15 protein-coding genes and 2 rRNA genes are annotated in these 19,553 nt (G+C 67.0%); 12 read left to right on the top strand and 5 right to left on the bottom strand.

All coding sequences use genetic code 11. The features are described from left to right. Positions 1-247: ribosomal RNA gene (locus tag D0901_RS18995) — 23S ribosomal RNA — on the top strand; the annotation flags it as partial. Between the two features lie 141 nt (positions 248-388). Next, positions 389-504, top strand: a 5S ribosomal RNA gene (gene rrf / locus D0901_RS18990). 302 nt (positions 505-806) lie between these two features. Here the strand turns inward: rrf and D0901_RS18985 are convergent. Continuing rightward, positions 807-1,481 (bottom strand): YoaK family protein, encoded by a 675-nt coding sequence (locus tag D0901_RS18985; protein ID WP_129141872.1) that lies wholly within the window; start codon positions 1,479-1,481, stop codon positions 807-809. 259 nt (positions 1,482-1,740) lie between these two features. Beyond that, the gene (gene recN, locus D0901_RS18980; protein WP_129141871.1) at positions 1,741-3,414 is read right to left on the bottom strand and encodes a DNA repair protein RecN; all 1,674 of its coding nucleotides are present in this window, start codon (positions 3,412-3,414) and stop codon (positions 1,741-1,743) included. A gap of 185 nt (positions 3,415-3,599) precedes the next feature. Here recN and grpE point away from each other — a divergent pair, with 185 nt between their 5' ends. The 6 genes from grpE (at position 3,600) to D0901_RS18950 (ending at position 10,371) form a co-directional block, all read left to right on the top strand. Continuing rightward, entirely contained in the window at positions 3,600-4,235 is a 636-nt protein-coding gene (grpE, locus tag D0901_RS18975; RefSeq protein WP_129141870.1) for a nucleotide exchange factor GrpE, read from the top strand. 123 nt (positions 4,236-4,358) lie between these two features. After that, positions 4,359-6,293: a molecular chaperone DnaK gene (gene dnaK / locus D0901_RS18970; RefSeq protein WP_129141869.1), complete on the top strand. Its 1,935-nt coding sequence runs from the start codon at positions 4,359-4,361 to the stop codon at positions 6,291-6,293. A gap of 89 nt (positions 6,294-6,382) precedes the next feature. Next, positions 6,383-7,531 (top strand): molecular chaperone DnaJ, encoded by a 1,149-nt coding sequence (gene dnaJ, locus D0901_RS18965; RefSeq protein ID WP_129141868.1) that lies wholly within the window; start codon positions 6,383-6,385, stop codon positions 7,529-7,531. 314 nt (positions 7,532-7,845) lie between these two features. Then, positions 7,846-8,364 carry a MarR family winged helix-turn-helix transcriptional regulator gene (locus tag D0901_RS18960; protein WP_162500922.1) on the top strand — a complete coding sequence of 173 codons (519 nt, stop codon included), beginning with the start codon at positions 7,846-7,848 and terminating at the stop codon, positions 8,362-8,364. Continuing rightward, entirely contained in the window at positions 8,354-9,334 is a 981-nt protein-coding gene (locus D0901_RS18955; RefSeq protein WP_129141867.1) for a DMT family transporter, read from the top strand. Before D0901_RS18960 ends, D0901_RS18955 begins: the two co-directional genes overlap by 11 nt. Positions 9,335-9,474: 140 nt before the next feature. Then, on the top strand, positions 9,475-10,371 hold the full coding sequence (locus tag D0901_RS18950; RefSeq protein ID WP_129141866.1) for a DMT family transporter: 897 nt from the start codon (positions 9,475-9,477) through the stop codon (positions 10,369-10,371). On the opposite strand, the gene D0901_RS18945 is transcribed toward D0901_RS18950, so the two are convergent. The 3 genes from D0901_RS18945 to D0901_RS18935 are packed head-to-tail and all read right to left on the bottom strand — an operon-like array spanning position 10,349 to position 13,279. Beyond that, entirely contained in the window at positions 10,349-11,098 is a 750-nt protein-coding gene (locus tag D0901_RS18945) for an ABC transporter ATP-binding protein (protein ID WP_129141865.1), read from the bottom strand. The two genes, D0901_RS18950 and D0901_RS18945, sit on opposite strands and share 23 nt — an antisense overlap. After that, on the bottom strand, positions 11,092-12,159 hold the full coding sequence (locus D0901_RS18940; RefSeq protein ID WP_129141864.1) for a FecCD family ABC transporter permease: 1,068 nt from the start codon (positions 12,157-12,159) through the stop codon (positions 11,092-11,094). Before D0901_RS18940 ends, D0901_RS18945 begins: the two co-directional genes overlap by 7 nt. Beyond that, on the bottom strand, positions 12,152-13,279 hold the full coding sequence (locus D0901_RS18935) for an ABC transporter substrate-binding protein (RefSeq protein WP_129141863.1): 1,128 nt from the start codon (positions 13,277-13,279) through the stop codon (positions 12,152-12,154). Before D0901_RS18935 ends, D0901_RS18940 begins: the two co-directional genes overlap by 8 nt. 253 nt (positions 13,280-13,532) lie before the next feature. Here D0901_RS18935 and dapB point away from each other — a divergent pair, with 253 nt between their 5' ends. The 4 genes from dapB (at position 13,533) to greA (ending at position 19,537) form a co-directional block, all read left to right on the top strand. Further along, on the top strand, positions 13,533-14,357 hold the full coding sequence (gene dapB, locus D0901_RS18930) for a 4-hydroxy-tetrahydrodipicolinate reductase (RefSeq protein WP_129141862.1): 825 nt from the start codon (positions 13,533-13,535) through the stop codon (positions 14,355-14,357). Positions 14,358-14,632: 275 nt separating this feature from the next. Next, entirely contained in the window at positions 14,633-15,778 is a 1,146-nt protein-coding gene (gene carA, locus D0901_RS18925) for a glutamine-hydrolyzing carbamoyl-phosphate synthase small subunit (RefSeq protein WP_203234910.1), read from the top strand. Positions 15,779-15,833: 55 nt separating this feature from the next. Continuing rightward, positions 15,834-19,064: a carbamoyl-phosphate synthase large subunit gene (gene carB, locus D0901_RS18920; RefSeq protein WP_129141860.1), complete on the top strand. Its 3,231-nt coding sequence runs from the start codon at positions 15,834-15,836 to the stop codon at positions 19,062-19,064. After that, positions 19,061-19,537 (top strand): transcription elongation factor GreA, encoded by a 477-nt coding sequence (greA, locus tag D0901_RS18915; protein ID WP_129141859.1) that lies wholly within the window; start codon positions 19,061-19,063, stop codon positions 19,535-19,537. The genes carB and greA overlap by 4 nt, the downstream gene beginning before the upstream one ends. The last annotated feature ends 16 nt before the right edge of the window (positions 19,538-19,553 follow it).

Here is a 19,553-nt window from a genome sequence, read left to right as displayed (position 1 = left end):
CGAGAGGACCGGAGTGGACGTACCGCTGGTGTTCCGGTTGTGATGCCAATCGCACTGCCGGGTAGCTATGTACGGACGGGATAACCGCTGAAAGCATCTAAGCGGGAAGCCCCCTTCAAGATGAGACTTCCCTGGGGCCTCGCGCCCCCTGAAGGACCCTCGAAGACGACGAGGTTGATAGGCGCGATGTGGAAGCGCTGCGAGGCGTTGAGCTAACGCGTACTAATGGTCCGTGAGGCTTGACCATATAACACCCAAGGGGCCTGAGTGGCCCTGTGTGCGAGACACGACGGATACGTCGCGAGAGTCGACTCGATCAGCTTGATCACGTTGTTGAAGCGCACCAGGTACTTGGGTGCTGCAGGCTCTGCAGCACGCCACGGTTACGCCTGACGACCATAGCGAGCGGGTCCCACCTGACCCCATGCCGAACTCAGCAGTGAAACCGCTCAGCGCCGATGGTAGTGTGGGGTCTCCCCATGCGAGAGTAGGTCATCGTCAGGCATCTTTTCGAAAACCCCAGCCAATCGGCTGGGGTTTTTGCGTTTCAGGGCACCGAAAAGCCGTCGGGCCGATGTCGACCGGCCCTCTGTAACCCTGCCTTCCCCGGATGCCGTGCCACCGCTCGGGCCGTTGGCCGACGGCTTCGCTACCGGCTTGTCGACGAGTACCATCGGGTTCGTCGCTGCCGTCGCCACCACCGGCAGACGCAAGTGCTTGGCTCGCCCCTGACGGGCCGCAATCGAGCGAGCTGGCTTCTCCACCCCTTGTCCCTTTCCTGATTATCCCTGTTTGCCGGCGCGTGCCTAGCGACCCGATGTCCGACGGTGGAGGAAGTAGTAGCGCCGGTAGCCGATGGCCAGGGCGAAGCAGATGAAGGCCGGCACGGCGAGACTGGCAAACCTCAAGCGGACGAATAGCCAGGCCCCCAGCGTTCCCCCGAGGATGAAGCCCAGGACGATGATCGACAGTAGCGTCACCTTGCGTCGATCGATCGGCCGCCCCTTGCAGACGGCGCCCAGCATGATGCCGAGGTCGGTGAAGATCCCGGTGAGATGCGTGGTACGGACCACGGCGCCGCTGTAGGTGGTGACCAGGGCATTTTGCAGGCCACAGGCGAACGAGGCGATGTCCTGGCCGAAGGGCGAGCCCGCCTGGAGCACCGGAATCGCCACTAGTAACAGACCGCCTTCGATGGCCAGGAGGGTCTCGTAGTGGCGGCCGAGTTTCAGCGACTCACCGGACAGCAGAGCGCCAGAGAGGGCCGCCCCGAGCAGGAAGCTGAGCAGCACGCCGGCAAGGTGGAGCGTGTCGCCGAGGGGGCCGTGGATCGCGCCGGCCCCCAGCAGGGTCGCGGTGCCGGAGAGATGGGAGACGGCCTGATGGGTGAATCCCAGCAAGCCCACGGCATTGATGCAGCCGGCCGTCAGCGCCAGCACGAGGGCGCCGTATTCGACCCATCGCGGGAGTCGGGTGATCAAGACGGCCGGGCCTTGGCGGGAGAACGAGCCATGAAATCGGGGTTGTATCCGGAGACGGTGACGGCAAGGGTGATACCGCCGATGAACGGGAATCGTCGACGGGCCCATGGTAACACGTCACGGCTCGGTGCTTGCCGGGGGCTCGCGCTCGTCGACAGGTGTCGATCAGTAAGAGGCGCCTGGCGAGCGGCCTGGTCTGGCGAATGTGACGAAAAAAGCCGGCAGGCTGCCCTGACCGGCTCGCGATGAAAGGGGGCTCTCAGTGCGGGGCGCGCTGACTGGCGTCGAGCATCTCGCGGGCGTGGGCCAGTGTGCGGTCGGACAGGGTGACGCCGCCGAGCATGCGAGCCAGCTCGCGGACCCGGCCGGCGCTGTCGAGCAGGGCCATCTGGGTCAGGGTGGTATCCTTTTCGGTCTGCTTCTCGATGTGCAGATGATGGTGCGCCTGGGCGGCGACCTGCGGCAGGTGGGTCACGGTCATCACCTGACCGCTGTCGCCGAGGCGGCGCAGCAGCTGCCCGACGATCTCGGCCGTGGCCCCTGAGACCCCGACATCCACCTCGTCGAAGACCAGGGTGCTGATGGTGCTGTGGGTGGCGGCGACCACCTGAATCGCCAGACTGATGCGCGAGAGTTCGCCGCCGGAGGCCACCTTGGTCAGCGGCCGTGGGGGCTGGCCGGGATTGGCGCTGATCAGGAAACGTACGCTCTCGAGGCCTTCGGGCTGCGGCGTGTCGCGGGTTTCGACATCCACCGCGAAGTGCGCCTTGCCCATGGCCAGGAAACCCAACTGGGACTGTACCTCCTCGGCGAAGGCGGTGGCCGCCTGACGGCGTGCCTCGCCGAGGCGTCGCGCCTGCTGTCGATAGCTGTCGCGGGCTGTCTCGACGTCACGGGTCAGGGCATCGAGGTCCTGATCGCTGCCTTCCAGGGAGGCCAGCTCCTTGCCCAGCGTGGCGTGCAGTTCGACCAGCTCCTCGGGCATGATGTGGTGCTTGCGGGCGATACGGTGAACCTCGCCGAGGCGTTCCTCGACATGCGCCAGTCGCTCGGGATCGAGTTCGGTATGCTCGGCGAAATGCGTCAGCTCGCGGGCGGCTTCCTCGATCTGGATGCGGGCGTCGCCGAGCATCCCCCGGGCTTCGGCGAGCGGACCGCGTTCGGCGCCGGGCAGTGCCTCGAGACGGCTCAGCGCCTGATGCAGCAGGCTCAGGGCGCCACCTTCGTCGTTGTCGCAACATTCCACCGCGAACTGGGTGTCGGCGAGGATCTGCTCGGCGTGGGCCAGGGCTTCCTGCTCGTTCTCCAGCGACTCCAGCTCGCCCTCGGCCAGCGCCAGTTGATCGAGCTCCTCGACCTGATAACGCAACAGCTGCCGACGCGCCTGCAACTCATCGCTGGTGTCGGCGAGCTGCTTGAGCCGACGGCGCAGGCCCTGCCAGTGGCGAAAGGTCTCGCCGAGTTCGCTCACTTCACCGCTCAGGCCGGCGAACTCGTCGAGCAACCGGCGGTGGGTCTCCTCGCGCAAGAGTGCCTGGTGGGCGTGCTGGCCGTGAATCTCGATCAGCGTCTCGCCCAGCGCCTTCAGGTCGCCGATGGTGCAGAGCTGGCCGTTGATCCACGCCTTGGAGCGGCCGGCGCTGGTGACCACCCGGCGCAGCAGGCAGTCGTCGCTGGGCAGTTCGCGTTCCTCGAGCCAGGCCCGGGCGGCGGGCAGACGGGTGACATCGAAGCGGGCGCTGAGATCGGCCCGCTTGGCGCCGTGACGCACGCTGCCGGCATCGGCACGCTCGCCCAGGCACAGCCCCAGGGCGTCGAGAAGGATCGACTTGCCGGCCCCGGTCTCGCCGGTGATGGCGGTCATGCCGCCCTGAAGATCGAGGTCGAGACGCTCGACGATGGCGAAGTCGCGAATCGCAAGTTGCACCAGCATGGCCACCTCCGGAAACGGGATCGGCGCGGAACGGTTCTGTGTGTTTATACAGTAGTCCATGGCGTGGCTGCAATGCACGTGGTGGTGGTGCCGTTGCGCCTTGAGATCGTCGTCGTCATCCCCATATAGGGGGCAAACCGATGAATCCCCGCGCTCTGGCGCGGGACGACTTTCAGGAGAGCGACATGGCCAAAGACCCACAGACGCCGCTGGACGAGGAACTGCAACGCGCCGAGCAGGGCGCCGAGCCGCAGGAGGAGCCTCTCGAGGGCCGGCTCGACGAGGCCGATGCCGCCGAGGAAGCCGCTGCCGAGGAAGCGGCCAGCGATGCCGAGGCGATGACCAATCCCGAAGCGGAGGTCCTGGCGGCCAAGGTCGAGGAACTCGAGGAGGCGCTGGCGGAGGCCAAGGATCAGTCGATGCGCGCCGCCGCCGAGGCCCAGAACGTGCGCCGGCGCGCCGAGCAGGACGTCGAGAAGGCTCGCAAGTTCGCCCTCGAGAAGTTCGTCAAGGAACTGCTGCCGGTGATCGACAGCCTGGAGAAGGCCCTCGAGACGATGGGCGAGGACGCCACCGAGGCGCATCGCGAGGGGGTGTCGATGACACTGAAGCTGCAGCTCGACGTGCTGGCCAAGTTCGGGGTCGAGGCGGTCGAACCGCACGGCGAACCGTTCGACCCGCAGTACCACGAGGCCATGGCCATGGTGCCCAATCCCGATGTCGAGCCCAACACGGTGATCGATGTCATGCAGAAGGGCTACCTGCTCAACGGTCGCCTGGTCCGCCCGGCCATGGTCGTGGTCAGCCAGGCGGCGCAGTGACCGTTCAAGCGAACGAGCGGGGCGCAGGCCCTTGAAAGACGCCGCTTAGCCCCCACATAGACGACAAAGTCGCGGCGAGGGTGCCGCACGGAACAGCAAGCAACGATTCTTCGAGGTGTTTACATGGGACGCATCATTGGTATTGACCTGGGGACGACCAACTCTTGTGTCGCCGTGCTCGACGGCGACAAGCCCAAAGTCATCGAGAACGCCGAAGGCGCGCGCACCACGCCGTCGATCATCGCCTACACCGACGACGGCGAGACGCTGGTCGGCCAGGCGGCCAAGCGCCAGGCGGTGACCAACCCGAGCAACACGCTCTATGCCATCAAGCGCCTGATCGGCCGTCGCTTCTCCGACGACGTGGTCCAGAAGGACATCAAGATGGTGCCCTACAAGATCGCCGAGGCCGACAATGGCGACGCCTGGGTCGAGGTGAAGGGCAAGAAACTGGCACCGCCGCAGGTCAGCGCCGAGGTGCTGAAGAAGATGAAGAAGACCGCCGAGGACTATCTCGGCGAGGAAGTGACCGAGGCGGTGATCACCGTGCCGGCCTACTTCAACGATTCCCAGCGCCAGGCCACCAAGGACGCCGGGCGCATCGCCGGTCTCGAGGTCAAGCGCATCATCAACGAGCCGACCGCGGCCGCGCTGGCCTATGGCATGGACAAGTCGCGCGGCGACAAGACCATCGCCGTGTATGACCTGGGCGGCGGGACCTTCGACATCTCGATCATCGAGGTCGCCGACGTCGACGGCGAGACCCAGTTCGAGGTACTGGCCACCAACGGTGATACCTTCCTGGGCGGCGAGGACTTCGACCTCAAGCTGATCAACTATCTGGTCGATCAGTTCAAGGCCGACAGCGGCATCGACCTGTCCGGCGACAACCTCGCCATGCAGCGCCTCAAGGAAGCCGCCGAGAAGGCCAAGATCGAGCTGTCCGCCGCGCAGCAGACCGAGGTCAACCTGCCGTACATCACGGCCGACAACACCGGGCCCAAGCACCTCAACGTCAAGATCACCCGGGCCAAGCTCGAGTCGCTGGTCGAGGAGCTGGTGGTGCAGTCGCTGGGGCCGTGCAAGACCGCGCTGGCCGATGCCGGGCTGTCCAACAGCGAGATCGACGACGTGATCCTGGTCGGTGGCCAGACGCGCATGCCGCTGGTGCAGTCCAAGGTCGCCGAGTTCTTCGGCAAGGACGCCCGCAAGGACGTCAATCCGGACGAGGCCGTGGCCGTGGGTGCGGCGATCCAGGGCGGCGTGCTCGGCGGCAACGTCAAGGACGTGCTGCTGCTCGACGTCACGCCGCTGACCCTGGGTATCGAGACCCTGGGTGGCGTGATGACGCCGCTGATCGAGAAGAACACCACCATCCCGACCAAGAAGACCCAGACCTTCTCGACCGCGGACGACAATCAGACCGCCGTGACCATTCACGTGCTTCAGGGCGAGCGCAAGCAGTCCAGCGGCAACAAGTCACTGGGTCGCTTCGACCTCAGCGACATTCCGCCGGCGCCGCGCGGCGTGCCGCAGATCGAGGTCGCCTTCGACCTGGACGCCAACGGCATTCTCAACGTCTCCGCCAAGGACAAGGCGACCGGCAAGGAACAGTCGATCGTCATCAAGGCCTCCAGCGGCCTGTCCGAGGAAGAGATCGAGCAGATGGTCCAGGACGCCGAGGCGCATGCCGCCGAGGACAAGAAGTTCGAGGAACTCGTCCAGCTGCGCAACCAGGCCGACGGCATGATCCACGCCGCGCGCAAGACGCTCAGCGAAGCCGGTGACAAGGCCTCCGACGACGAGAAGCAGAAGATCGAGGCCGCCATCGGCGAGCTCGAGGAAGCGGTCAAGGGCGACGACCAGCAGGAGATCCAGACCAAGCTGGACGCGCTGACCGAAGCCTCCGGCGGCCTGGCCCAGAAGATGTACGCCGAGCAGAGCGAGGCGGCCCAGCAGGGCGGCGCCGAGCAGGCCGACGACGGGGCCAAGAAGACCGAGGACGACGTGGTCGACGCCGAGTACGAGGAAGTCAACGACGACCAGAAGAAGCAGTAACCACGTCTGATTCCACGGCGACCGGCGGCGCGGGGGCATGACTCCCGCGTCGCTGTTTCCGTGACCCGACACGGAGGCGGACAAGATCCATGTCCAAGCGTGACTACTATGAAGTGCTGGGCGTCGAGCGCGGAGCTGATCAGAAAGAGATCAAGAAGGCCTACCGACGACTCGCCCAGAAATACCATCCGGACCGCAATCCGGACGACGACACCGCGGCCGAGAAGTTCCGCGAGGTTTCCGAGGCCTACGAGGTCCTGACCGACGACGAGAAGCGCGCGGCCTACGACCAGTTCGGCCATGCCGGCGTCGACGGCCAGGGTGGCGGTTTCGGTGGCGGCGGCTTCGGCGGCGGCGGTGCCGGCGGGTTCAGCGACATCTTCGGCGACGTGTTCGGCGACATCTTCGGTGGTGGCGGCGGACGGCGCAATCCCAACGCCCCGCAACGCGGCGCCGACCTGCGCTACAACCTCGAGCTCGATCTCGAGGACGCGGTCTCCGGCACCACCGTCGACATCCGCGTGCCGCGCCACGTGGCCTGCGGCCACTGCGACGCCACCGGCGCCGAACCCGGCTCCAGCAAGGAGACCTGCCCGACCTGTCACGGCATGGGCCAGGTGCGCATGCAGCAGGGCTTCTTCGCCGTGCAGCAGACCTGCCCGACCTGTCACGGCGCCGGCCAGACCATCAAGGTGCCGTGCCGCGAGTGCCATGGCGAGGGGCGGGTGCGCGAGACCCGTACGCTGTCGGTGAAGATCCCCGCCGGCGTGGATACCGGCGATCGCATCCGTCTCAACGGCGAGGGCGAGGCCGGGGCCAACGGCGGCCCGGAGGGCGATCTCTACGTCCAGGTGGCGATCAAGCCCCACCCGATCTTCGAGCGCGAAGGTCGCCACCTGCACTGCGAGGTGCCGATCAACTTCGTCGACGCCGCGCTGGGCGGTGAGCTGGAAGTGCCGACGCTCGACGGCCGGGTCAAGCTGAAGATCCCGCCCGAGACCCAGACCGGCAAGCTGTTCCGGCTGCGCGGCAAGGGCGTCAAGCCGGTACGCGGCGGCCCGGCCGGCGATCTGCTGTGCAAGGTCCTGGTCGAGACGCCGGTCCATCTCAGCGACGAGCAGAAGGATCTGTTGCGCCGCTTCCAGGAGAGCCTCGACGGCAGTAACAGCCATCACTCGCCGAAGAAGTCGAGCTTCTTCGACGGCGTGAAGAAGTTCTTCGAGGACATGAAGCCGTAAGGCGTCTTCCGACCCGGCCGAATCGAGGCCCCGCTCGCTCCTGGCGAGTCGGGGCCTCGTGCTTTCATGGCGCACCGGGTTGCTCGCCACGCTGGGCGGTCAGGGCCTGCTGTCCTTCGGCGGGCGAGTGGACTCGGCCGGGGTGGGACGGATAGCGCTCCTGCCTACGCATTTGGTTCTGCATAAAGATTCTTTATTTGAAACTATAATGCCGGTATTCCAATCGGGAGAGCGGTCATGCGAATCGACGTCGTCGAGGCAGGAGTCGGGCAGAAGCGTCGGCGGACGCAACGCGGTGGACGCGGGGGTGAGCGATGAGCCTGGGTTATCCCGGCGGCGATCATGTCGACGGCGTGCTGCGCCAGTGGCAGTCGGCGGCGCCCGATCGGGATGCCTCGCCCATGGCGCTGTTCACCCGCCTGTATCGGCTGTCGAAGTACGTCGATCGCCGGGTCACCCGGGTATTCCGCGAGCACGGCCTGCACGAGGGAGAGTTCGATCTGCTGGCGACGCTCTACCGCAGCGGCGACGCCCGGGGGCTCACTCCCAACGCCCTGCGCAGCGCCGCGGTGCTCAGTTCGGGGGCCATGACCCATCGTCTGGACCGCCTCGAGGGTGCCGGACTGATCCGGCGCACGGCCAACCCCGAGGATCGGCGTAGCGTGCTGATCCAGCTCAGCGCGGCCGGCGAGCGGCTGTTCCTGGATCTGCTCGACGACTACCTGACGACGTTGCGGGCACTCCAGGCGCCGCTCGATGACACCCAGAAGCAGGCCCTGGCCGATGCCCTGCGCACCCTGCTGCTCCCGCTGGAGGCGACCGATGACGTCTAGCCGCGACGTCGCCCGCGCCCACCTGGGGATGATGCTGTGGGCGCTGCTGGTGGGGTTGTCGTTCCCCGCCGTGGGGCTGATGAGCGAGGGGCTGCCGCCGTTGCTGCTGACCGCGTTACGTTTCGCCATCGCCGCGCTGGCCCTGTCACCGCTGCTGCTGCGCTCCACCGATCGCTGGCCGGGTGGGGCAGGGCTGGCGCTCTACGCGGTCATGGGACTGTGCCTGGCGGGATTCTTCGGCACCATGTTCTGGGCGGCGCACCGCGCCACGGCGCTGTCGATGGCAACGCTCTTCGTCAGCGTGCCGCTGCTGGCCTTCGGCCTGGGCCTGGTGTTTCGCGTCGAGAGACTGGCCTGGCGGCTGCCGGGTGTGCTGCTGCTGGGGGCGATCGGCGCGCTGGGCCTGGCCTGGGCGGAATCCGGCGGGCGGCTCGACGGCATGCGCTTCGGCCTCGGCGAGGCGGCGTTCTTCCTCGGCTGCGTGGCGTCCGCGCTGTACCCGGTGCTCAGCAAGTGGGGGCTGGCGCGCGGCTGGCTGTCGCCGAGTGCGGGACTGCGCACCTTCTGGAGCCTGCTGGTCGGCGGCGGCCTGATCGGTCTGCTGGGGCTGGTCGGGGAGACGCCGGGCCACCTGACCGGCATGACTCTCGGCGACGTCACCCTGCTGGTCTATCTGGGGCTGTTCTCCAGCGGGCTGACCTTCTGGTTGCAGCAGCGCGCCACGGCGGTGCTGACACCGGCCGCCGTCACCGCCTATGGCTATCTGGTGCCGTTCGTCTCGATGTTGGTGCTGTTCGTTCGCGAGCCCCGGCACATCGGCTGGCAGTGGCTACCCGGCAGTCTCCTGGTGATCGCCGCGATCGTCCTGCTGCTGCGTCGTGATGCGGCGCAGCGCGAAGGCGGGGCGACCGGCGATCGCCCGGCCGTGGCTCCCGCCGCCATCGGCAAGCACGGGACTCGTCGGCCATGACCCGTCGGGCGTTTTCCCGACGGCATGACAGACGCCATGGCAGTGCACCGGTATAATCAGCAGCGCCTCGAGGCGGCCGCCGGGAAACGCCTTGGCGTGCCGGCAGGCGCTTTTCACTTCGCAGGTTGGACAACATCGAGATGCACGACACCGCCGAGCGCCCGCTGGCCGGCATTCTACTCAGGCTGCTGTCGGGCCTGCTCTTCACCGGCATGATGGTATGCGTCAAGGCGGTCAGTACCGAGGTGCCCCTGGGGCAGACGGTGTTTTTCCGCTCGGCCTTCGCGCTGCTGCCGATCGTGGCCTTCATGATCTGGCGCCGGGAGTTCCCGCGTGCCCTGGCCACCCGGCGCCCGCTGGGGCACCTGATGCGCTCGGGGCTGGGGGCGGCGGCGATGTTCGCCTCGTTCGCCGCTGTGGCGCGGTTGCCGGTGGCCGAGGCGACGCTGCTGGCACAGTTGTCCCCCGTGGCCATGGCCGTCGGGGGCGTGCTGTTGCTGGGCGAACGTTTCAGCCTGCACCGGGCGGTGGCATTGAGCCTGGTGCTGGTGGGCGTGGCGGCCCTGGTGCTGCCCGAGCTGCAGGGCCAGATGGATGGGCGCCTGCTGGGCTATGCCCTGGGGCTCCTGGCGGCGCTGCTGACGGCCGGGGCATTGCTGACCGTACGCCGCATCTCGCGCACCGAAACCGCGGCCTCGATCGCCTTCTACTTCGTGCTGGTCACGGCCCTGGCGGGCCTGGCGACCCTGCCGCTGGGGTGGGTGGAGACGGCCTGGCCGACCCTGGGGTTGCTGGTACTCTCGGGGCTGTTCGGCGGGGCGGCGCATATCTGCATGACCCTGGCGCTGCGTTACGCCGAGGTCTCGCGCCTGGCTCCCTTCGAGTATGTGGCGCTGATCTGGCCGGTGCTGGCGGATCTCTGGCTGTTCGGCCAGCCGCTCTCGCCGGGTTTCCTGCTGGCCTTGCCGTTCGTGGCGGGGGGCGCCGCGCTGGCGGCGTTCGAGGGGCGAGGTTTCAGACGGCCGCTTCGACAATGAGCTGGGGGCGGCCCTGGGAACAGGGTTCGATACGCGCCTCGACCCGGAAGGTCTGCCGCAACAGGGCCGGCGTGACCACGCGCTCGGTCGGTCCGCAGGCGATCATCCCGCCGTTCTCGAGAATCAGTGCCTCGTCGGTGAAGCGCAGCGCATGGCCCAGGTCGTGCAACGAGGCGATGACCAGCATCCCGCGCTCGCGGGCCAGCCGTCGCAGGATGCTCAGCAGGCTGATCTGGCGGTGCAGGTCGAGCGCCGAGGTGGGCTCGTCGAGCAAGAGGATGTCGGGAGCCTGGACCAGCGCCTGGGCCGCACTCACCAGTTGGCGCTGCCCGCCGCTGAGATCATCGATGTCGCGCGCGCCGAGCGTGCTGATGCCGAGATCGTCCAGGGCCCGCTCCACCGCCTGAAGGTCGTCGTCGGCGACCTTGAGGCTGCGCCCCTGCATGCGTGCCAGCAGCACCGACTCGTAGACCGTCAGGACCGCGCTGGCGCCGGTTTCCTGGGGCATGTAGGCGACCGGGCGCTCGCTGGTCGCGCCCTCGATACGCACCTCGCCGCTGCCCTCCAGCAAGCCGAGGATGCGCCGGAAGAGCGTCGACTTGCCGGCGGCATTGGGGCCGAGCAGGGCCACGACCTGCCCCCCGGTGAAAGGGGGCGTGGTGATCCCGGCGAGAATCTGACGCCGGCCGTAGCGGGCCGACAGGCCGTCGAGAGTCAGCGTTACCATGAAGCCTTCTTGTGGTTGAGCACCAGGAACAGGAAGAACGGAATGCCCACCAGCGAAGTGATGATGCCGATGGGGATGATGGTGCCGGGAATGATCACCTTCGACAGCACCGAGCCGACGGACAGCAGCAGGGCACCGCAGAGCGCCGAGCCGGGCAGGAAGAAACGCTGATCCTCGCCCAGCAGCAGGCGGGCGATGTGCGGCCCGACCAGGCCGATGAAGCCGATGGTGCCGACGAAGGCGACGGCGATGGCGGCCAGCAACGAGACCAGCACCAGCACCTCGAGGCGCAGCGCACGCGGCCTGACACCCAGGCTCTCGGCCTTGGCGTCGCCCAGGCGCATGGCGGTCAGCGCCCAGCCATGGCGGGCCAGCAGCGGCACCACCACCGCGAGCACGGCGACGGAGATACCGAGCTTGGGCCAGGTCGCCTTGGTCAGGCTGCCCATGGTCCAGAACACCACCGCGGAGACCGCCTGCTGGCTGGCGAAGAACTGGATCAGCGCCATCAGCGAGTTGAAGATGAAGACCATGGCGATGCCCAGCAGCACGATGGTCTCGATCGTCACGCCCCGCTTCAGGCTCAGCAGGTGGATGGCGAAGGCGGTCAGCATCGCCATCACGAAGGCATTGATCGGGATGACGTAATCGACCAGCCCGGGAATTAGCGTCACGCCGAAGGCGAGTGCCAGGGCGGCACCGAAACTCGCCCCGGCCGAAATGCCCAGGGTGAACGGGCTGGCCAGCGGGTTGCTGAGAATGGTCTGCATCTGGGCGCCGGCGATCGACAGGCTGGCGCCCACCACCAGCGCCATCAGCGCCACCGGCATGCGGATCTCCCACAGCACGACCCGCAGCGGCTGGCTGACGGCATCGGGGGTGAGAATCGCGGCGATGACCTGGGACAGCGTGAAGCGCGCCGGCCCCAGCGCCAGGTCGATGCACAGGCTGAGTGCCAGCGCCAGGGTCAGCGCGGCGAGAATCAGCTGGCGCCGAATCACCAGGGCGCGATAGAAATTGCCCTCGTCGGGTGCGTCGGCCGCGGTGGTCGTTTCACTCATCTTGCAGGGATACCCAGTAGCCGGGCTCGTAGTCCACCGGCAGGAAACGCTCGTGGAGCGTCCGCAGGGTGGCCTCGGGGTCGAGATCGGCGAACAGCGACGGGTGGAACCACTTGGCCAGCCGCTGCACAGCGACGAAGTAGTAGGGGCTGTTGTAGAACTGGTGCCAGATGGCGTGGACGTCGCCGGTCTCGACGGCCGTGATGCCGGTCATGGCGGTGCGATGGGTCAGTTTCTCGAGCTTGGCGCGGGCCTTTTGCAGGTCGGCCCCCGGCCCCACGCCGACCCAGTCGCCGCCCGGCACGTAGGCGTCCCAGTTGCCGCCGGTGACCACCACTTGGTCGGGGTTGGCGGCGATGATCTGCTCCGGGTTGAGCGTGCCGAAGGTGTTGGGGATGATGCCGTCGGCGATGTTGTCGCCGCCGGCGAGCTCGACGTACTTGCCGAAGTTGCCGGGGCCGAAGCTCATGCAGCAGTCCTCCGAATACCCGCCGGCACGGTCGATGAAGACCTTCGGCCGCTCGGGATCGGCGGCCGCGATCGTGTCGGTGACCCGGGCCAGCTGGGCCTCGGCGAAGTCGATGAAGGCCTCGGCGCGCTGTTCGTCACCGAGCAGGCGCCCCATCAGCCGCATCGAGGGGATGGTGTGCTCGAGCGGCTTCTCGCGAAAGTCCACGTAGACGATGGGAATGCCCAGCTGGGCCAGCTTGTCGTCGTAGGCCGCATCCTCGGTGGCCGCCTTGGCCTCGAGATTCATCAGCACCACGTCGGGCTGGAGGGCGGCGGCCTGCTCGACGTCGAAGGTGCCGTCCTTGAAGCCGCCGAAGGTGGGGATGTCCTTGAGCTCCGGGAACTTCGCGGCGTAGGCGGCATAGTTGTCCGGATCGGCCTCGGAGAAGTCGTGGCGCCAGCCCACCACGTGGGCGAACGGCGACTCGGGCTCCAGCGCACCGATCAGATAGATCTGACGGCCTTCGCCGAGGATCACTCGCTCCACGGGGGCATCGACGGTGACCTGGCGGCCGGCGATGTCGGTGACGGTGATCGGGTCGGCCTGGGCGGCCATGCAGCCTAGCGCGACGGCCGTGCCGACGGCGGCCTTGAGCAGTGATGTAACCATGTGCGGGTGCCGTACTCGTTGAGGTGACAGGTCGCTAACCGGTGAAGCGCCGAGCAACGTGTCTTGTTGTCTTTTACGCATGATTCTTATTTGCGCGGAAGGATTATGAAGGAGGTCGGCCTGCCTCGTCCAGAGGGTTCGGGCGCCTCGGCGACGACCGCGCTGCGCAGGCTCCGCCGGGGATGGCGGTGGGGGCGTGGCTTCTCGGCAGTTGCTATACTGCCGCGACTTTCGCCAACTGCCAGGAGACCGTATGTCCACTCACGCTCCCCGCATCGCCATCGTCGGTGTCGCCGGCCGCATGGGCCGCACCCTGGTCAATGCCGTGCATCAGGACCCCGGGGCCAGCTTGGCGTGTGGCATCGTCGAGCCCGGCAGCTCGCTGGTCGGCGCCGACCTGGGCGAGCTGGCCGGTACCGGCAGGCTGGGGGTGACCGCCAGCGACGACCTGCTCGCGGTGGCCGATGACTTCGATGTGCTGATCGACTTCACCAACCCCGCCACCACCCTGGCCAACTTGGCGTTCTGCGCCGAGCACGGCAAGCGCATCGTGATCGGCACCACCGGCCTCGACGATGCCCAGCTGGCCGAACTCGATGACTATCGTGATCGCGTGCCGATGGTCTTCGCGCCCAACATGAGCGTCGGCGTCAATCTTACCCTCAATCTGCTGGCCACCGCCGCGCGGGCGCTGGGCGACGAGGGCTACGACATCGAAGTGATCGAGGCGCACCACAGGCACAAGGTCGATGCGCCGTCGGGCACGGCGCTGAAGATGGGCGAGGTCATGGCCGATGCCCTGGAGCGCCCGCTCAAGGAATACGGCGTGTTCGAGCGCGTCGGCCAGTGCGGGCCGCGCACCGACAAGGAGATCGGCTTCGCCACGGTGCGCGCCGGCGACATCGTCGGCGAGCACACGGTGATGTTCGCCACCGAGGGCGAACGTATCGAGATCACCCACAAGGCCTCGAGCCGCATGACCTTCGCCAAGGGCGCGGTGCGCGCGGCACGCTGGGTCGCCGAGCGCGAGGCCGGCCACTATGACATGCAGGACGTGCTGGGACTGGGTGGCGACTAGCCAGGCGCCGGTGCGTCGAGGGTAGTCGCCGGGCCGGAAATCCTGTAGAATCCAGTCAATTTGGCCGGGCTCAGGCAACCCGCAAGGCCATGTTGGGCGAAGCGATGACACCAAGCGGGATGAAACCGATCTTTACCGGGTTTCGTCCCGCTTTTTTACGACCTGCGCGCCCGACGGCAGCGGCGATCGGCACGCCGAAGATTCCGAATGACAGCCCGCGGCGGCACGAGCTGGGCGAGCATCCTGACTGACGAAGAGCAATGGAGGACGTTGCGTTGAACAGACCCGCGATACTGGCCTTGGAAGATGGCAGCGTATTTCATGGCAGCGCCATCGGCGCCGATGGGCAGACCAGCGGCGAGGTGGTGTTCAACACGGCCATGACCGGCTACCAGGAAATCCTCACCGACCCCTCCTACACCCGACAGATCGTCACGCTGACCTACCCGCACATCGGCAACACCGGCACCAACGACGAGGACGTCGAATCGACGCGCATCGCCGCCGCCGGGCTGGTGATCCGCGATCTGCCGCTCATCGCCAGCAGCTTCCGCAACCAGGCGAGCCTCGATACGTATCTAAAGCGCCAGAACGTGCTGGGCATCGCCGACATCGACACCCGCCGGCTGACCCGCATCCTGCGTGACAAGGGCGCCCAGAACGGCGCCATCCTCGCCGGTCCCGACGCCGAGGGCGACGATGCCGTCGAGCGGGCGCTGGCCATCGCGCGCGACTTTCCGGGCCTCAAGGGCATGGACCTGGCCCGGGTGGTCAGCTGCACCGAGCGCTACGAATGGAGCCAGGCCGACTGGACGCTGGGTGAAGGCTACGCCGACGCCGCGGCGGGCGAACGGCCCTACCATGTGGTCGCCTACGACTACGGGGTCAAGCACAACATCCTGCGCCTGCTCGCCGCGCGCGGTTGCCGGCTGACCGTGGTGCCCGCGCAGACCCCGGCCAGCGAGGTGCTGGCGCTGAACCCCGACGGCGTGTTCCTCGCCAATGGCCCCGGCGATCCCGAGCCGTGTGACTACGCCATCGCGGCGATCCGCGAGATTCTCGAGAGCGGGCTGCCGGTGTTCGGCATCTGCCTGGGGCATCAGCTGCTGGCGCTGGCCTCCGGGGCGACGACCGTGAAGATGAACCACGGCCACCACGGCGCCAACCACCCGGTGCAGGATCTCGACAGCGGCCACGTGATGATCACCAGCCAGAACCATGGCTTCGCGGTCGACGAGACCAGCCTGCCGGCGACGCTGCGCGCCACGCACCGCTCGCTGTTCGACGGCACCCTGCAGGGCGTCGAACGTACCGACCGGCCGGCCTTCAGCTTCCAGGGGCACCCCGAGGCGAGCCCGGGCCCGCGCGACGTGTCGCCGCTGTTCGACCGCTTCGTGGAGATGCTGCGGGCGCGCCGCTGATCCGCCGTCCCCCGTTTCGTCGCCGTTCGTCACTTATTCTTCAGCGGGAATCGTCATGCCCAAACGTACCGACATCCAGAGCATCCTGATCATCGGCGCCGGCCCCATCGTCATCGGCCAGGCGTGCGAGTTCGACTACTCCGGCGCCCAGGCCTGCAAGGCGCTGCGCGAGGAGGGCTACCGGGTCATCCTGGTCAACTCCAATCCGGCGACCATCATGACCGACCCGGTGATGGCCGATGCCACCTACATCGAGCCGATCACCTGGCAGGCCGTCGAGAAGATCATCGAGAAGGAGCGCCCGGACGCGCTGCTGCCCACCATGGGCGGCCAGACCGCGCTCAACTGCGCGCTGGACCTGGACAAGCACGGTGTACTGGCCCGCCACGGCGTGGAGATGATCGGCGCCAATGCCGACGCCATCAACAAGGCCGAGGACCGCGATCTGTTCGACAAGGCGATGCGCAACATCGGCCTCGAGTGCCCCAAGGCGCAGGTCGCCCACACCATGAGCGAGGCCTGGGAGATCCAGCGCGAGCTGGGCTTCCCGGTGATCATCCGGCCCTCCTACACCATGGGTGGCTCCGGCGGCGGGGTGGCCTACAACAAGGAAGAGTTCGAGGAGATCTGCAACCGTGGCTTCGAACTCTCCAACAACCATGAGCTGCTGATCGACGAATCCCTGCTGGGCTGGAAGGAATACGAGATGGAGGTCGTTCGCGACAGGAACGACAACTGCATCATCGTCTGCGCCATCGAGAACTTCGATCCGATGGGCGTGCATACCGGCGACTCGATCACCGTGGCACCGGCACAGACGCTGACCGACAAGGAATACCAGATCATGCGCGACGCCTCGCTGGCGGTGCTGCGCGAGATCGGCGTCGAGACCGGCGGTTCCAACGTGCAGTTCGGTGTCGACCCCGACACCGGCCGCATGGTGGTCATCGAGATGAACCCGCGGGTGTCGCGCTCCTCGGCGCTGGCCTCCAAGGCCACCGGCTTCCCGATCGCCAAGATCGCCGCCAAGCTGGCCGTGGGCTACACCCTCGACGAGCTGCAGAACGACATCACCGGCGGCAAGACCCCGGCGTCCTTCGAGCCGGCCATCGACTACGTGGTCACCAAGATTCCGCGCTTCACCTTCGAGAAGTTCCCCCAGGCCAACGATCGCCTGACCACGCAGATGAAGTCGGTGGGCGAGGTGATGGCGATCGGCCGCACCTTCCAGGAGTCGCTGCAGAAGGCGCTGCGCGGCATGGAGACCGGCAACGACGGGCTCGATCCCAAGGTCACCGAGTTCAGCGACGAGAATCTGGCGCTGATCAAGGGCGAGCTGCAGGCCGCCGGCGCCGATCGCATCTTCTTCATCGCCGATGCCATGCGGGCCGGGATGGGCGTCGACGAGATCTTCGCGCTGACCAACATCGACCGCTGGTTCCTGGTCCAGCTCGAGGATCTGATCCGCACCGAGCGCGCGCTGGCCGAGCGCTCACTGGCCGAGCTGGACGGCGCCGCGCTGTTCCGGCTCAAGCGCAAGGGCTTCAGCGACGCGCGCCTGGCCAGGCTGCTCGGCGTCTCCGAGAAGGAGTTCCGCAAGGCCCGCCAGAAGGCCGGCATCCGCCCGGTCTACAAGCGCGTCGATACCTGTGCGGCGGAGTTCGCCTCGCACACCGCCTACATGTACTCCACCTACGAGGAGGAGTGCGAGGCCGCGCCCAGCGACCGCCAGAAGATCATGGTGCTGGGCGGCGGTCCCAACCGCATCGGCCAGGGCATCGAGTTCGACTACTGCTGCGTCCACGCCGCGCTGGCCATGCGCGAGGATGGCTACGAGACCATCATGGTCAACTGCAATCCGGAGACCGTCTCCACCGATTACGACACCTCGGACCGCCTCTACTTCGAGCCGGTGACCCTGGAGGACGTGCTGGAGATCGCCGACAAGGAGCAGCCGGTCGGGGTGATCGTGCAGTTCGGCGGCCAGACGCCGCTCAAGCTGGCCCGCGAGCTCGAGGCCGCCGGGGTGCCGATCATCGGTACCACGCCGGACGCCATCGACCGCGCCGAGGACCGCGAGCGCTTCCAGCAGATGATCGACAAGCTGCGTCTCAAGCAGCCGCCCAACGCCACGGCGCGCAGCTTCGAGGACGCCTTCGCCAAGGCCGAGAAGATCGGTTACCCGCTGGTGGTGCGGCCCTCCTACGTGCTCGGCGGCCGGGCCATGGAGATCGTCTATTCGGCGGACGAGCTGGAGAACTACATGACCCATGCGGTCAAGGTCTCCAACGACTCGCCGGTGCTGCTCGATCACTTCCTCAATGCCGCGATCGAGATCGACATCGATGCCGTCTCCGACGGCAGGACGGTGGTGATCGGCGGCATCATGCAGCACATCGAGCAGGCCGGGGTGCACTCCGGTGACTCGGCGTGCTCGCTGCCGCCCTATTCCCTGCCTTCGGACGTGCAGGACGCGATGCGCGAGCAGGTCAAGAAGATGGCCGTCGAGCTCAACGTGGTGGGCCTGATGAACGTCCAGCTGGCCTGGCAGGACGGCGAGATCTACGTCATCGAGGTCAACCCGCGCGCCTCGCGTACCGTACCGTTCGTCTCCAAGTGCATCGGCACCTCGCTGGCGCAGGTCGCGGCACGCTGCATGGCCGGCAAGACGCTCGACGAGCAGGGCTTCACCGCCGAGCTGATCCCCGGCTACTACAACGTCAAGGAAGCGGTCTTCCCGTTCAACAAGTTCCCCAGCGTCGACCCGATCCTGTCGCCGGAAATGAAGTCCACCGGCGAGGTGATGGGCAGCGGCTCGACCTTCGCCGAGGCCTTCTACAAGGCGCAGCTCGGTGCCGGCGAGGCAATTCCGCCGCTCACCGGCGATCGCACCGCCTTCCTCTCGGTCCGCGAGCCGGACAAGGTCGGCGTTATCGAGGTCGCGCAATCTTTGCTAGCATTAGGCTTTGATCTGATCGCTACCCGCGGGACCGCTCGGGCCCTCGAGCAGGCCGGCTTGCCGGTCAAGACCGTCAACAAGGTCTTCGAGGGGCGCCCGCACATCGTCGATATGATCAAGAACGACGACGTGGCCTACATCGTCAATACCACCGAAGGCCGTCAGGCGATCAACGATTCTTCCGTGATCCGTCGCACCGCGCTTGCTCACAAGGTCCCCTACGCCACCACGCTGGCGGGGGCGCGCGCCGTTTGCATGGCGCTCGAGTACGGCAATCAGATCACCGTGCGGCGGCTTCAGGAACTGCACGCAGGAGCAAGACCATGAACAAGGTCCCGATGACCGTGGCAGGCGAGGTTCGTCTGCGTGAAGAGCTCAACCAGCTCAAGGGTGTGGAGCGTCCTCGGGTGATCAATGCCATCGCCGAGGCGCGCGAGCACGGCGATCTCAAGGAAAACGCCGAATATCACGCCGCCCGCGAGCAACAGGGGTTCATCGAAGGGCGCATCCAGGAGATCGAGTCCAAGCTCTCCGTGGCCCAGGTGATCGACGTCACCAAGATGCCCCGTACCGGCAAGGTGATCTTCGGCGTCACCGTCGAGCTGCTCAACCTCGACAACGACGAAGAGGTGCGTTATCAGATCGTCGGCGAGGACGAGGCCGACATCAAGGCCGGCAAGATCTCGGTGACCTCGCCGATCGCCCGGGCGCTGATCGGGAAGGAAGAGGGCGACGTGGTCGGCGTGCGCACGCCCGGCGGCGATGTCGAGTACGAGATCTCCAGCGTCGAGCACCTGTGACCCAGCTGTAAGCGTT

This window comes from Modicisalibacter coralii, assembly GCF_004117855.1.
Classification (GTDB): domain Bacteria; phylum Pseudomonadota; class Gammaproteobacteria; order Pseudomonadales; family Halomonadaceae; genus Modicisalibacter; species Modicisalibacter coralii.
Note: the sequence above shows the minus strand (reverse complement) of the source record. Positions and strands in the feature narration are given on the sequence as shown.